The 13,806-nt window shown below is 62.5% G+C and carries 13 protein-coding genes; all 13 read left to right on the forward strand.

All coding sequences use genetic code 11. The features are described 5' to 3' along the window. Positions 1-9: 9 nt before the first annotated feature. The 13 genes from RG2_RS05850 to lpqB all read left to right on the forward strand — a co-directional run bounded on the left by RG2_RS05850 (position 10) and on the right by lpqB (position 13,792). Positions 10-1,104: a hypothetical protein gene (locus RG2_RS05850; RefSeq protein ID WP_033231202.1), complete on the forward strand. Its 1,095-nt coding sequence runs from the start codon at positions 10-12 to the stop codon at positions 1,102-1,104. Then, the gene (manA, locus tag RG2_RS05855; RefSeq protein WP_033231201.1) at positions 1,104-2,321 is read left to right on the forward strand and encodes a mannose-6-phosphate isomerase, class I; all 1,218 of its coding nucleotides are present in this window, start codon (positions 1,104-1,106) and stop codon (positions 2,319-2,321) included. The genes RG2_RS05850 and manA overlap by 1 nt, the downstream gene beginning before the upstream one ends. 2 nt (positions 2,322-2,323) lie before the next feature. Then, positions 2,324-3,250: a cation diffusion facilitator family transporter gene (locus RG2_RS05860; protein WP_033231200.1), complete on the forward strand. Its 927-nt coding sequence runs from the start codon at positions 2,324-2,326 to the stop codon at positions 3,248-3,250. A 51-nt stretch (positions 3,251-3,301) separates the two neighbouring features. Then, positions 3,302-4,795 carry an amino acid permease gene (locus tag RG2_RS05865; RefSeq protein ID WP_033231199.1) on the forward strand — a complete coding sequence of 498 codons (1,494 nt, stop codon included), beginning with the start codon at positions 3,302-3,304 and terminating at the stop codon, positions 4,793-4,795. 111 nt (positions 4,796-4,906) lie between these two features. After that, entirely contained in the window at positions 4,907-6,130 is a 1,224-nt protein-coding gene (locus tag RG2_RS05870; RefSeq protein ID WP_033231198.1) for an alkane 1-monooxygenase, read from the forward strand. Continuing rightward, positions 6,127-6,306 (forward strand): rubredoxin, encoded by a 180-nt coding sequence (locus RG2_RS05875; RefSeq protein ID WP_072782327.1) that lies wholly within the window; start codon positions 6,127-6,129, stop codon positions 6,304-6,306. The genes RG2_RS05870 and RG2_RS05875 overlap by 4 nt, the downstream gene beginning before the upstream one ends. A 4-nt stretch (positions 6,307-6,310) precedes the next feature. Further along, positions 6,311-6,493 (forward strand): rubredoxin, encoded by a 183-nt coding sequence (locus RG2_RS05880; RefSeq protein ID WP_033231503.1) that lies wholly within the window; start codon positions 6,311-6,313, stop codon positions 6,491-6,493. 34 nt (positions 6,494-6,527) lie between these two features. Continuing rightward, positions 6,528-7,148: a TetR/AcrR family transcriptional regulator gene (locus RG2_RS05885; RefSeq protein WP_033231197.1), complete on the forward strand. Its 621-nt coding sequence runs from the start codon at positions 6,528-6,530 to the stop codon at positions 7,146-7,148. An 87-nt stretch (positions 7,149-7,235) separates the two neighbouring features. Then, a complete protein-coding gene (gene ahcY, locus RG2_RS05890; RefSeq protein ID WP_033231196.1) occupies positions 7,236-8,714 on the forward strand; it encodes an adenosylhomocysteinase in 1,479 nt (492 codons plus the stop codon). A 135-nt stretch (positions 8,715-8,849) separates the two neighbouring features. Next, on the forward strand, positions 8,850-9,491 hold the full coding sequence (locus RG2_RS05895) for a dTMP kinase (protein WP_033231195.1): 642 nt from the start codon (positions 8,850-8,852) through the stop codon (positions 9,489-9,491). Positions 9,492-9,606: 115 nt separating this feature from the next. Next, positions 9,607-10,284: an MtrAB system response regulator MtrA gene (mtrA, locus tag RG2_RS05900; protein WP_033231194.1), complete on the forward strand. Its 678-nt coding sequence runs from the start codon at positions 9,607-9,609 to the stop codon at positions 10,282-10,284. Positions 10,285-10,376: 92 nt separating this feature from the next. Beyond that, positions 10,377-12,020 carry an MtrAB system histidine kinase MtrB gene (gene mtrB, locus RG2_RS05905; protein WP_230589968.1) on the forward strand — a complete coding sequence of 548 codons (1,644 nt, stop codon included), beginning with the start codon at positions 10,377-10,379 and terminating at the stop codon, positions 12,018-12,020. After that, positions 12,020-13,792, forward strand: coding sequence for an MtrAB system accessory lipoprotein LpqB (lpqB, locus tag RG2_RS05910; protein WP_033231193.1), 1,773 nt, complete (start codon positions 12,020-12,022; stop codon positions 13,790-13,792). The genes mtrB and lpqB overlap by 1 nt, the downstream gene beginning before the upstream one ends. Positions 13,793-13,806: the final 14 nt, after the last annotated feature.

Consider the following 13,806-nt stretch of genomic DNA (forward strand, 5'->3'; position numbering starts at 1 on the left):
TGCGGTGAGATGACAGCGCCGACACCGCTCCTCGACCTCGACGACAGTGACGCATTGTCAGCTGCCGATTCCGAGGGGTTACTGCGTTCGGTAGCCATGGGGGGCGCACAGATTCGTTCGACGGCTTCGGCGGTCGCGGAAGGCTCGCTCGATCGGTTGGCCGGGCTGCGCCCACGAAGCATCGTGCTGATCGCGGGATCGGCCGGTGCCAGACACGCCGCCCGGATCGCGGTTGCCCTGCTCGGCAATGCTGTGCCGTGCCCGCTGGTGCTGCTCGACCGGACGCCGTCGTGGGTCGGCCCCCTCGACGTCGTGGTGGTTGCGGGAGACGACGCGGGGGATCCGCGCCTGGTGGAGTCCGTCGACGGGGCGGTGCGCCGCGGCGCAGAAGTTGTTGTCGCGGTTCCCGAAGAGGGACCGATGAGGGCAGCGGCTGCCGGGCGCACGATGACCCTGCCGCCGCGTGTGTTCACTGCTCCGCGCCACACGATGATTCGCTTTCTCGCGGTCTTCGTTGCCGTGGTTGCCGCGATCGAGAACCGCGACAAGGGTGAAGCCGGACCGTCTTCCCTCGATCGGATCGCGGACGCCGTCGACGCCGAAGCCATCAGCGACGGGTTGTCCAACGAGGTGTTTCACAATCCCGCCAAATCCTTGGCTACCAGAATGCGCGATCGCCGACTGGTCGTGTGCGGCAGCGGGGCGGTCGCCACTGCGCTTGCCGACTATGCAAGCGCGTCGCTTCTGGCATCGGGATGCTCCGCGGCCTCCGGTGAACTGTCGGATGTGATCGCAGCGGCACGGGCCCTCTTCGCTCCGCCGTCAGGGGCCCGCGATTCGGTTTTTCACGATCCGTTCTTCCATGATCCGGAGCTCGACGGCCCGTTGCCGATCGACCCGGTTCGGGCATTCGTTTTTGCCATGGAAGCGGGACGCGGCGAGGTTGTGCGACGCATGGATGCGCTGGCCGATGCGGATCTGGTGATCGCAGCGGACGAGGACAGCGCCAATACGGGGGTATCGGAAGTGGAACAGGTGTTTGTCTTGGCATCGAGAGTGGACATGGCGTCCGCATACGTGCAGTTGACGGGTGGGCCGCGCTAGTGCACGAACTCGAGGGCGCTCTGCGGTCCTACGCCTGGGGGTCACGTACGGCTATTGCCGAACTTCGTGGGCTTCCCGTGCCGTCCGCACATCCTGAGGCGGAATTGTGGCTGGGCGCGCATCCGGGGGATCCTGCGCGCGTCGTCACCGACGATGGCAGTGAGTCGTTACTCGACGTGCTCGGCCGGGACCCGGCACGGCAACTGGGTGAGCAGAACATCGAGGCCTTCGGTGAACGCTTGCCGTTCCTGCTCAAGCTGTTGGCAGCAGAGGAACCGCTGTCATTACAAGCGCATCCGAGCGCCCGCCAGGCAGAAGAGGGCTTCCGCCGGGAAAACGCCCTCGGTGTTCCGATGGACGCACCCGTCCGCAATTACAAGGACGGCAGCCACAAGCCGGAACTGGTCGTCGCCCTGAGCACGTTCGAAGCGCTCGCGGGATTCCGCGAACCGACGAGGACTGTCAAGATGCTGCGCGCACTGGCGGTGCCCGAACTGGAGCCGTACATCGGTCTCCTTGAAGGACAACCGGATTCGGACGGCCTGCGGGCGTTGTTCACAACGTGGATAACCTTGCCGTCCACCGCGCTCGGAACATTGTTGCCGGCCGTCCTCGCGGGATGCATCGGTTACGCGTCGTCGCGAGACGCCGAATTTGCCGCGGAGATCCGCACCGCGCTCGAACTCGGCGAATCGTATCCAGGTGACGCCGGCGTGCTGGCTGCGTTGCTGTTGAACCGGGTCACCCTCGAACCAGGTCAGGGAATCTTCCTGGCCGCCGGAAACCTGCATGCCTATCTGCACGGACTGGCTGTCGAGATCATGGCGAACTCCGACAATGTTCTACGCGGCGGGCTTACCCCCAAATACGTCGATGTGCCCGAGTTGCTTCGGGTCCTCGACTTCAACGGATCCGACATCACGATTCTCGACCCGTCGCCGCACGCGGGCAGCGCGGACATCGTCTATCCGACGCCCGCTCCGGAATTTCGGCTCACGCGTATCGAATTGGGTGCAGACCTGACGGACAGCGTCGTTCCGGCTGGGGATCCGCGCATCCTGATCTGCACCGAGGGTTCGGTCACGGTGCGCTGTGGGACTGGCGAACTGGAACTCGATCGTGGCCGCGCAGCCTGGATTTCCGCTGACGAACCCATCGCGACAATCTCTCCCCGAAGCACAAAGGCACAGGTTTTCAGCGCCACGGTTGGCCGATAACCGTGTCGGCAGAAGGTGGAAAGAAAGCAATCCTGGCCGCATTGGGGGCTAATGCCGGAATTGCCGTAGCCAAATTCGCGGGATTCCTGATCACCGGGTCGTCGTCGATGCTGGCCGAGTCGGTGCACTCCGTTGCCGACACGTCCAATCAGGGACTGCTGCTGCTCGGGCAGAAGAAGGCCGAGAAGGAAGCCGACCAACTGCACCCGTTCGGATACGGGCGCAATCGGTACTTCTACTCGTTCGTGGTTGCGCTGGTGCTCTTCACTTTGGGTTCACTGTTCGCGATCTACGAGGGCATTCACAAGATCCAGCATCCGGAGGAACTCAACTCGGCGTTTGTAGCCGTTGTCATCCTGGTCATCGCCATGTGCCTGGAAGGGTTCAGTTTTTACACCGCGATGAAGGAATCTCGTCCGCTGAAGGGAAACGCGTCGTGGTGGTCGTTCATCCGTACGTCGCGCAGTCCTGAACTGCCGGTTGTCCTCCTCGAGGACACCGGCGCACTGATCGGACTGGTGCTGGCACTGGGCGGCGTCGGCCTGACGATGGTGACCGGCAATCCGGTTTTCGACGGCATCGGCACCCTGTGCATCGGCGTACTCCTCGGCATCATCGCGATTGTCCTGATCGTCGAAATGCAATCCCTGTTGATCGGGGAAGGCGCGACCAGCGTCGAAACCGATCTCATCCTGGCCGCGTTGGTCGACGGAACCCGCATCGAACGAGTCATCCACTGCAAGACCCAGTACCTCGGTCCCGAGGAGATTCTTGTTGCGGCGAAGGTTGCCGTTCCGCTCGGTTCGACCATCTCGGATGTGGCGACCGCAATCGACGAGGCCGAAGCGCGCGTGCGTGCTGCTGTTCCGGCGGCACGCGTGATCTACATCGAACCGGATCTGGACAAACTGGTCACTCGCAAACCCTGAACAAAGCCTCTCGCACAGGCTTAGGCTGATGCCATCTCTAAGGAGGCGGCAGTGGCGATCAAGGACGAGGCCGGATCCGGTCGTTCCAAATTGTTCCGAACCAAGTCGATAGAGCAGTCCATCAAGGACACCGACGAACCCGAGACCAAACTCCGAAAAGATCTGAACTCCTGGGATCTCACCGTATTCGGTGTTGCGGTGGTCATCGGTGCAGGAATCTTCACACTCACGGCTCGGACGGCAGGCAATGTCGCCGGGCCGTCGGTGTCGCTGGCGTTTGTCATCGCCGCTGTTGCCTGTGGCCTGGCGGCACTCTGTTACGCCGAATTCGCGTCGACGGTTCCCGTCGCCGGTAGCGCATACACCTTCTCGTACGCGACGTTCGGCGAGTTTGTCGCCTGGATCATCGGCTGGGACCTCATCCTCGAATTTGCGTTGGCGTCGTCCGTCGTCGCAAAGGGATGGTCCCTGTACCTCGGTGAGGTGATGGGTTCACGAAGTCCGATCGTCGAGTGGGGTCCGGTCTCGTTCGACTGGGGCGCGGTGCTGATCATCGCGGTCATCACGGTGTTGCTGGTGACCGGAACCAAACTGTCGTCGCGAGTGTCGCTGGTGATCACGTCGATCAAGGTCGCCGTGGTGCTGCTCGTGATCATCGTCGGCATGTTCTACATCGACACCGACAACTACACGCCGTACATTCCGCCCTCGCAGCCCGGCAGCACCGGGGAGGGCATACATCAGTCGTTGTTCTCCTACGTCACGGGCGCAGGCGGTAGCACGTTCGGATGGTACGGACTCCTTGCAGCGGCGAGCCTGGTGTTCTTTGCGTTCATCGGATTCGACGTCGTTGCCACCACCGCGGAGGAAACGAAGGAACCGCAGAAGGCGCTGCCTCGGGGAATTCTCGGCTCACTCCTCATCGTCACCGTGCTGTACGTGGCGGTGACGCTGGTGCTCACGGGAATGGTGAATTACACAGTGCTCGAGGGTGACACGTCCAATCTGGCAACGGCATTCGCGTTCCACGACATCACGTGGGCAAAGAATGTGATCTCGTTCGGTGCCCTCGCCGGGCTCACAACCGTGGTGATGGTGTTGATGCTGGGGCAGACTCGTGTGCTTTTTGCGATGGCGCGCGACGGTTTGATGCCGCGGCGGTTGGCGCCGACGGGTAAGCACGGAACTCCGGTTCGGATCACCGTGCTCGTCGGGGTGGTGGTTGCCGTATTGGCCGGATTCTTCCCGATCGGCACGCTCGAGGAAATGGTGAACATCGGAACGTTGTTCGCTTTTGTTCTCGTCTCGATCGGAGTGGTGGTGTTGCGCCGCACGCGTCCGGATCTACCCCGCGGATTCCGGGTTCCTCTCGTGCCTTGGGTGCCGATTCTGGCGGTGTTGGCCTGCGTGTGGCTCATGTTCAATCTGTCGGTGGAGACATGGATCAGGTTCGTCGTCTGGATGGCGCTCGGCGTGGTCATTTACTTTGCCTACAGCCGTCGGCATTCGTTGATCGGAAAGCGCGAGCGCGGCGAAATCGACTGAGTGTACAAATTTAAGGATTTGTATAGTTTTTTTACAATGTTGGCAGTATTGTCTACCTCATAGTGAAGTGACTCACAGCCGTGGGTCGTTCCGGATGGAGGAGGGCACGCAGTGTCGACACACGTGAGCGCAGAATCCGATCAGATATCGGGGGAGTGGCGAGACAAGAAGCGGCATCTCTGGCTGCTCGGCTTGGTTCCTCCGGTCGCGATTTTCATCGCGGTGGGAATGGTGGCCCTGTTCAACAACATTGGCCTGGGCGTCGTGTCCCCGATCTGGTGGTGGATAGGGCCGCTGCTCGTGTACCTGGTGTCGCCGATCCTCGATATCTTCTTCGGGCCGGACGGTGAGAACCCGCCAGACGAGGTCATGGAGAGGCTCGAGAACGACAAGTACTACCGCTACTGCACGTACGTCTACATTCCGTTCCAGCTGGTCAGCCTCGTCATGGCCTGCTACTTGTGGTCGGCTACCGACCTCTCGTGGCTCGGTATCGACGGCGGGCTCGGATTGGTATCGAAGATCGGTGTGGCGATCACCGTCGGGTGTGTTGCGGGCATCGGAATCAACACGGCACACGAACTCGGCCACAAGAAGGACGATCTCGAGCGGTGGTTGTCGAAGATTACTCTGGCGCAGTCCTTCTACGGTCACTTCTATATCGAGCACAACCGTGGTCATCACGTCCGGGTGGCAACTCCGGAAGATCCCGCGTCGTCGCGATTCGGTGAGAGCTTCTGGGCTTTCCTGCCGCGCAGTGTGTGGGGATCCCTGCGATCGTCGTGGGAACTCGAAAAGACGCGGCTGGATCGATTGGGTAAGAAGCCGTGGACAATTCGCAACGACGTCCTGCATTCGTGGTTGATGTCGGTAGTGCTGTTCGCTGTACTCGCCGCCGTGTTCGGGCTGTCGATTCTGCCGTTCCTGGCATTGCAGGCCGTCTTCGGATTCTGTCTGCTCGAGACGGTCAACTACCTCGAGCACTACGGACTGAAGCGAACGAAGTTGGCCAGCGGCCGGTACGAACGCGCCGCGCCGGAGCACAGCTGGAACAGTGACCACATCTGCACCAACATTTTCCTGTACCACCTGCAGCGACACAGTGATCATCACGCCAACCCCACCCGTCGCTATCAAACGCTCCGGAGCATGGACGGCGCACCCAATCTTCCGAGTGGTTACGCCAGCATGATCATGCTTGCCTACGTGCCGCCGCTGTGGCGAAAAGTGATGGATCCCAAGGTCGTTGCTCACTATGGCGGCGATATCACCCGGGTCAATATCCAGCCGGGCAAGCGGGAGAAGATCCTCGCGCGGTACGGAGCGAGCGCATGAGTGCCTACAAATGCCCCGTGTGTGACTACGTCTACGACGAAGTGAACGGCGCACCGCGAGAAGGGTTTCCGGCAGGAACGCCGTGGGACGCAGTCCATGACGACTGGTGCTGCCCAGACTGTGGTGTCCGGGAAAAGGTGGACTTCGAAACTGTTTCGGCAAAGGCAGGGGAGTGAAATCATGAACGACTACAAGCTGTATCAGTGCGCGCAGTGCGGATTCGAGTACGACGAGGCGCAAGGCTGGCCAGACGACGGCATCGAACCAGGCACTCGCTGGGATGACATTCCGGACGACTGGAGCTGCCCGGACTGCGGCGCGGCGAAGAGTGATTTCTTCATGGTGGAGATCGAACGGGCCTGAGTGGGTCGGCGGGTGCGGCGGTAAAGTCGTCATCATGATGTCGACGCCCACCCGCTTGCCTCAGAAAGAGGCGTCCCGTCTGCTGCTGCGCGGTGCGGTGCTCGATTCGATGCGGGAGTTGCTGACCGAGCGGGACTGGTCCGAGGTGAGTCTGACCGTTCTGGCCAAGCATGCGGGTGTCAGCCGGCAGACGCTCTACAACGAGTTCGGTTCGCGGCAGGGCCTGGCGCAGGCGTACGCGCTGCGGCTCGCGGACGGGTTTGTCGACGCTGTGGACGACGCCGTTGCAGCAAACGAGGGTCGGAGCGTCGACGCCCTGATGTCCGGGTTCGGGGAGTTCTTTGCCTCCAGTGCGATGGACCCGTTGGTGCGTTCGCTCCTGACGGGGGAGGCGAAGCCCGATTTGTTGCGTTTGATCACGACGGACAGCGCCGTGATCATCGATCGGGCATCAACTCGGTTGTCGGAGAGTTTTCAGCGTGGGTGGATTCAGGCGTCGGCCGCTGATGCGGGCATCCTGGCCAGGGCAATTGCGAGGCTTGGCCTGAGTTATATATCGATGCCGCCCGAGTCCGGGGCGTCGGTGGCGGAGGATCTGGGTGCCTTGCTCGGACCGTTCATCGATGTTGCCCGAGGCGCGCGCGGCACGGTGTGAGGGTCGCCGCAATCACGGTGATGTCCTACTGCGTGGGTCGAGCGGATAGCCTGGAGTGGAGTATGCACGTCAACCAGGAGAGGGACGATGACGACCTCAGTTTCAACAACGCCCGTGGCCGACAACCGTAACGGTGTCGACTTCAAAGTTGCAGATCTTTCGCTCGCCGAATTCGGTCGCAAGGAAATCCGACTGGCCGAGCACGAGATGCCGGGCCTCATGGCGCTGCGCCGTGAATACGCAGAGGTCTTGCCGCTCAAGGGCGCTCGCGTTTCCGGTTCGCTCCACATGACCATTCAGACTGCAGTTCTGATCGAGACGCTGACCGCGCTCGGCGCCGAGGTTCGTTGGGCTTCGTGCAACATCTTCTCCACCCAGGATCATGCAGCCGCCGCTATCGTCGTCGGTCCCCACGGCACCCCGGAAGAGCCCAAGGGCGTTCCGGTGTTCGCGTGGAAGGGCGAAACCCTCGAGGAGTACTGGTGGGCAGCCGAGCAGATGCTGACGTGGCCGGGTGAGCCTGCCAACATGATTCTCGACGATGGTGGCGACGCCACCATGCTCGTGCTCAAGGGCGCGCAGTTCGAGAAGGCCGGCGTTGTTCCGCCGACGGACGACGATCAGGATTCCGACGAGTACAAGGTCTTCCTGGCTCTGCTGCGTCAGTCCCTCGAGGCCGACAAGGGCAAGTGGTCGGCAATCGCCGAGTCCGTCCAGGGCGTCACCGAAGAGACCACAACGGGCGTTCTGCGCCTGTACCAGGTCGCCGCTGCCGGTGAACTCACGTTCCCCGCGATCAACGTCAACGACTCGGTCACCAAGAGCAAGTTCGACAACAAGTACGGCACACGCCACTCGCTGCTCGACGGCATCAACCGCGGCACCGACGTCCTGATCGGCGGCAAGGCTGCACTCGTCTGCGGTTACGGCGACGTCGGCAAGGGCTGCGCCGAGGCGCTTCGTGGCCAGGGCGCTCGCGTCGCAGTCACCGAGGTCGACCCGATCAACGCACTCCAGGCATTGATGGACGGCTTCGAGGTCAAGACCGTCGAGCAGGCCATCGGCTGGGCCGACATCGTGATCACGTCCACCGGCAACAAGGACATCATCACGTTCGAGCACATGAAGGCCATGAAGCACCAGGCCATCCTGGGCAACATCGGTCACTTCGACAACGAGATCGACATGGCCGGACTCGAGAAGTCCGGTGATGTCACGCGGATCAACATCAAGCCGCAGGTCGACGAGTTCACCTTCGCCGACGGTCATTCGATCATCGTGCTGTCCGAAGGTCGTCTGCTCAACCTCGGCAACGCGACGGGCCACCCGTCGTTCGTGATGAGCAACAGCTTCTCCAACCAGGTCATCGCGCAGATCGAACTGTGGACCAAGCCGGAGGAGTACGACAACGAGGTTTACCGTCTCCCGAAGCATCTCGACGAGAAGGTCGCCAAGATTCACGTCGAGGCCCTCGGTGGCACGCTGACCAAGCTCACCAAGGAGCAGGCAGAGTACATCGGCGTCGACGTCGAGGGCCCGTACAAGCCCGAGCACTACCGCTACTGATGTAGCAGTGCCGGTCTGAAGTAACAGTGCCGGCCTGAAGTAACAGTGCCGGCCTGAAGTAACAACGCCGTCCCCCGGTCTGACTCGACGGACCGGGGGATAGGCTTGTCAGGCTGCGGGATAGGCTTGTCAGCCGTGGGAATACTCGTGGCGTTGGAAGGGCTCGACGGAGCCGGCAAACGGACGTTGATCGGCAAAGTGGTGGACGAGCTTCGGCGCTCGGGGACCACTGTCGCCACGCTCGATTTCCCCCGCTACGGACAATCGATCCATGCCGATCTTGCTGCCGAAGCCCTCAAGGGAGCGCACGGAGACCTGGCGCAGTCCGTGAACGCGATGGCGGTGCTGTTTGCGCTCGACCGCGCGGGAGCGGCAGAGAAGGTCGCAGAGTTGTTGAGTACCAACGACATTGTTCTGCTCGATCGGTACGTCGCGTCCAATGCGGCGTACAACGCGGCGCGGATGCATCAGGGCGTCGACGGCGAGATGGTGGCGTGGGTTGGTGATCTGGAACTGGGTCGCCTCGGCCTCCCGGCGCCTGATTTGCAGATGTACCTCGACGTGCCGATCGCACTGGCAAACGAGCGTGCGCGCAGTCGTGAGGTGGAAGATTCGACGCGCGAGCGTGACGCCTACGAGCGCGACGGAGACCTCCAGGTCCGAACTGGCGAGCTGTACTCACAGCTCGCGGCAGCCGAGTGGGTATCACCGTGGTGGGTCATTGGTCCCGATACGGACCCGTCGGACCTTGCCCGCAAACTGGTCGATTTCGGGTGATGCGTCACGATAGCCACCCGATTCGGAAGTTTCCGGCACAGTAGAGGGAACACGCGGCACGCCGCACAGTCACGTAACGGTCTTAATTACGACTCGAAGATGCAACGATAGGGATATGAAACCAAGGATTCTGGTTGTCGACGACGACACGGCACTCGCCGAGATGCTCACGATCGTGCTGCGGGGTGAGGGTTTTGATCCCTACGTGGTAGGCGACGGAACTCTTGCACTTGCTGCGGTGCGCGAGACTCGGCCCGACCTTGTCTTGCTCGATCTGATGCTGCCCGGCATGAACGGCATCGACGTATGTCGGGTCCTGCGTGCGGATTCCGGCGTTCCCATCGTGATGTTGACCGCGAAGACCGACACCGTGGACGTTGTCCTCGGCCTCGAGTCCGGCGCGGACGACTACATCATGAAGCCGTTCAAGCCCAAGGAACTCGTCGCTCGGGTTCGCGCTCGCCTGCGTCGGACCGAGGAAGAACCGGCGGAGCTGCTGAGTATTGCCGACATCGTGATCGACGTGCCGGCGCACAAGGTCAGCCGCGGCGGCGAGCAGATTTCGCTCACACCCCTCGAATTCGATCTCCTCGTCGCTCTTGCGCGCAAACCCCGACAGGTGTTTACCCGTGAGGTGCTCCTCGAACAGGTGTGGGGTTACCGTCACGCCGCTGACACCCGCCTGGTCAACGTCCACGTCCAGCGTCTGCGCGCCAAGGTCGAAACCGATCCCGAGAATCCCGAAGTGGTTTTGACGGTGAGGGGTGTCGGCTACAAGGCCGGACCGCCGTGACCGGTGGCGTTTCCCGTTGGCGTCGCCGCCTCAATCGGTGGCTGACGCCTTTTCTCCGGTGGTGCCACTCACTGAGTAACACCCTCGCCCACATGTGGCGACGATCGCTGCAATTGCGGGTAGTCGTCTCCACGTTGTCGTTGTCGCTGATTGTGATCGTGATCCTCGGTGTTGTGCTCACGAGCCAGATCACCGACCGGCTGCTCGAAGCGAAGATCACCGCCGCCACGGAGGAGATGGATCGCGCCCGAGGCGTCGTCGAAGATCAGTTGGCCGGCGTCGACGGCAGTGCAGCCCTCAAAGACCAACTCGAGAGTGCGGCGTCAAGTTTGACGAGCCGCAATCAGGCGGGCGGTCAAGCATCGGGTTCTGCGGGCACCTTCGATCCCGCGCTGATCGTCGAGCAGGACGGGCCCCGAGATCCGGTGTTTGCCGGGCCGGCTGATCAGATCCCCGACAACTTGCGTGAGTTCGTTCACAACGGACAGATCGCCTACCAGTTCGCAACGGTCTCGGATCCCGAAGGGTATTCCGGCCCGGCCTTGATCATCGGCAGTCCCACGGCATCGTCGATCTCCGGCCTCGAGTTGTATCTCGTGTTCCCACTTGCCAGTGAGGATCGCAGTCTGTCGCTGGTCCGCAGCACCCTGTTGATCGGTGGCGCTGTCCTACTGGTCCTGTTGGCAGCGATTTCTCTGCTCGTCGCGCGGCAGGTAGTGCTGCCGATCCGATCGGCGTCGAGGATCGCGGTGCGCTTCGCCGACGGCCGACTCAAGGAACGTATGCCGGTTCGCGGTGAGGACGACATGGCTCGTCTCGCAATGTCTTTCAACGAAACGGCGGAGAGCCTGTCGAAGCAGATCACCCAGCTCGAGGAGTTCGGCAATCTGCAGAAACGCTTCACATCGGATGTCAGCCACGAACTGCGCACCCCGCTCACCACAGTGCGGATGGCCGCGGACCTCATCCACGACGGCAGCGAGAGCCTCGATCCGATACTCCGCCGCTCGTCGGAACTGCTTGTTGCCGAACTCGACCGGTTCGAAGGTCTGCTGGCCGATCTGCTCGAGATTTCCCGGCACGACGCCGGCGTTGCGGAACTTGCGTCCGAGCAACTCGACGTCCGGATGTGTGCGCGGGCCGCGGTGTCCACCGTCCGCCACCTCGCCCGTGAATCCGGCACCGAATTGATAGTCGACATGCCAGACGATCCGGTGATCGCCGACGTCGATCCGCGGCGAGTCGAACGGGTCCTGCGGAACCTACTCGCCAACGCCATCGATCACGGAGAAGGAAAACCCATCCTGCTGCGCTTGCGAGCCGACGACGACGCTCTGGCCTTCATCGTTCGTGACAGTGGTGTCGGGCTGCGTCCCGGCGAGGAGAAACTTGTGTTCAACCGCTTCTGGCGATCCGATCCGTCGAGGGTCCGTCGTAGCGGCGGCACAGGTCTCGGCTTGGCGATCAGCGTCGAGGACGCCAATCTGCACGACGGCAAACTCGAAGCCTGGGGTGAGCCCGGTGTCGGCGCGTGCTTCCGTCTGACGTTGCCGCGAGTGCGCGGCAAGAAGCTGGTGTCCAGCCCGCTACCGCTGAAGCCGACGACGGCCAAGTTCGTGCGCACACCCTCCAATGCGGACATCGTCGCCGAAGAGGTCGGTGAGGTCACGTCGTCGATTCCGACGCCGCACGAGACCGAATCACGAACCGGCTCGCAAGGGGGTGAGCGTTCGTGATGCAGCGATACCGCCGTGGTCTCTTGGCGCTGAGCTTGAGCGCGATGCTGTTGACCGGTGCGTGCGCGAGCTTGCCTGCCTCGTCGTCGCCGCAGGCGATCGGGACGCTTGCCACTGTGGCGCCGGGGACTCCCGTTGCTCCGCCGGCCTCGGGGCGTGAGCCCGATTTGTTGGTGCGGGACTTCGTGAAAGCGAGCACCGAACCCGCGAACCGGCACCTCGCGGCACGGCAGTACCTGACTCCCGAGATGTCCGCAAAATGGGACGACGCAGCAAGCGCCATCATCGTCGACAAGGTCGACACGCTCTCGGAGTCGCGGACCGATCAGGAAGCGATCTACACGATTCGAGTCAACAAGGTCGGGCGTCTCGAAGCCGGGGGAATCTACGTTCCCGAGGACGGCAGTTACGAAGCCAAGATGACGCTGACTCTGGTCGACGGCGAGTGGCGGATCAGCGATCTTCCTTCGGGTGTGATCATGGAGCGCGCGGCGTTCCTCGGTGCGTACCAACGGAAGTCGTTGTACTTTCCGGATCCCAGCGGACAGACCATGGTTCCGGATCTGCGGTGGATATCGGGTTCCCAGGACCAGATGACATCGCAGTTGGTCGGCCTGCTGATCGAGGGGCCCAAGCAGGCGCTCGCGTCGGCGGTCCGCAACGAACTGGGCGCAGGCGTCTCGGTGATCGGGCCCATCACGAAGGCCGACGGTCGATCCGGTCAGGTGGGAGTCGGTCTCGGGGGCATCCGCATCGATTTCCGGATCGGTCAGTCGATGGACCCCGAAACTCGCGCTTTGTTTGCCGCCCAGATCATCTGGACATTGGCCGGCGCCGACATCGCCGGACCCTACGTTTTGCTGGTGGACGGGGCGCCCTTGGACGCAGCGCATCCGGAAGGCTGGACAACGGCCGACGTCGCCTCCACGAATCCGCTGGCGACGACCGGTGCGACGGTCGGGTTGCACGCCCTACGCGACGGTTCACTGGTCAGTGTCGGTGAACAAGCGGTCACACCCGTGCCCGGATTTGCCGGAACTGCAGGCAATCTTGCGTCTGTTGCGCTCTCTCGCGACGGCAAGACCGTCGCCGCAGTGGCGGATACCGCGAATCCTGATCCTGCAAAACGATTTTCGCTGACACTCGGTCCATACACCGAAGGTGCAGCCCCGGTCCTCGACGCCCCGGTGATCACCAGGCCGACGTGGGAAATCGACAACAACACGATCTGGGCGGCGGTGAACGGCAACACCGTGGTGCGCGTGGTTCGCGAGCCCACTACCGGTCGGACGTCGGTCATGAACGTGGACGTGGGCGCTTTGATCCCACTGGGATCGAACATTACCGAGCTGCGCCTGTCCCGCGACGGAGTTCGAGCGGCGATGATCATCGACGGCAAGGTGTACCTGGCGACCGTGGTCCGCCTGCCCAGCGGCGTTTTCGCGTTGACCAGTCCGCGGGCTGTGGCTCCGGGATTGGGCAGCACAGCGCTCTCACTCGACTGGAGCAACAGCGACACCATTGTGATCGCACGCAACAACTCCGATGTACCCGTTGTGCAGGTCGCGATCGACGGTTCTCGAATGGACTCGTTGCCCCGGGGCAATCTCACGGCGCCGGTGGTGTCCGTCGACGCGTCGCCCACCACCGAGTACGTTGCCGATGCCCGAGCAGTTTTCCAGTTGAACAACAACGATCCCGCGGGCGACAGGTTGTGGCGTGAGGTGCCTGGATTGACGGGGCAGAGGGCGATTCCGGTACTGCCCGGCTGAGTTTCCCGGTGGTG

The organism is Rhodococcus globerulus NBRC 14531, from assembly GCF_001894805.1.
GTDB classification, from domain to species: Bacteria; Actinomycetota; Actinomycetes; order Mycobacteriales; family Mycobacteriaceae; genus Rhodococcus_F; species Rhodococcus_F globerula.

Excerpts from the sequence above, each read along its gene's own strand:
- RG2_RS05850 (WP_033231202.1), top strand. The coding sequence starts at position 10 with ATGACAGCGCCGACACCGCTCCTCGACCTCGACGACAGTGACGCATTG.
- RG2_RS05875 (WP_072782327.1), top strand. The coding sequence starts at position 6,127 with ATGAGTGCCTACAAATGCCCCGTGTGTGACTACGTCTACGACGAAGTG.
- RG2_RS05880 (WP_033231503.1), top strand. The coding sequence starts at position 6,311 with ATGAACGACTACAAGCTGTATCAGTGCGCGCAGTGCGGATTCGAGTAC.
- RG2_RS05885 (WP_033231197.1), top strand. The coding sequence starts at position 6,528 with ATGATGTCGACGCCCACCCGCTTGCCTCAGAAAGAGGCGTCCCGTCTG.
- ahcY (WP_033231196.1), top strand. The coding sequence starts at position 7,236 with ATGACGACCTCAGTTTCAACAACGCCCGTGGCCGACAACCGTAACGGT.
- mtrA (WP_033231194.1), top strand. The coding sequence starts at position 9,607 with ATGAAACCAAGGATTCTGGTTGTCGACGACGACACGGCACTCGCCGAG.
- mtrB (WP_230589968.1), top strand. The coding sequence starts at position 10,377 with ATGTGGCGACGATCGCTGCAATTGCGGGTAGTCGTCTCCACGTTGTCG.
- lpqB (WP_033231193.1), top strand. The coding sequence starts at position 12,020 with ATGCAGCGATACCGCCGTGGTCTCTTGGCGCTGAGCTTGAGCGCGATG.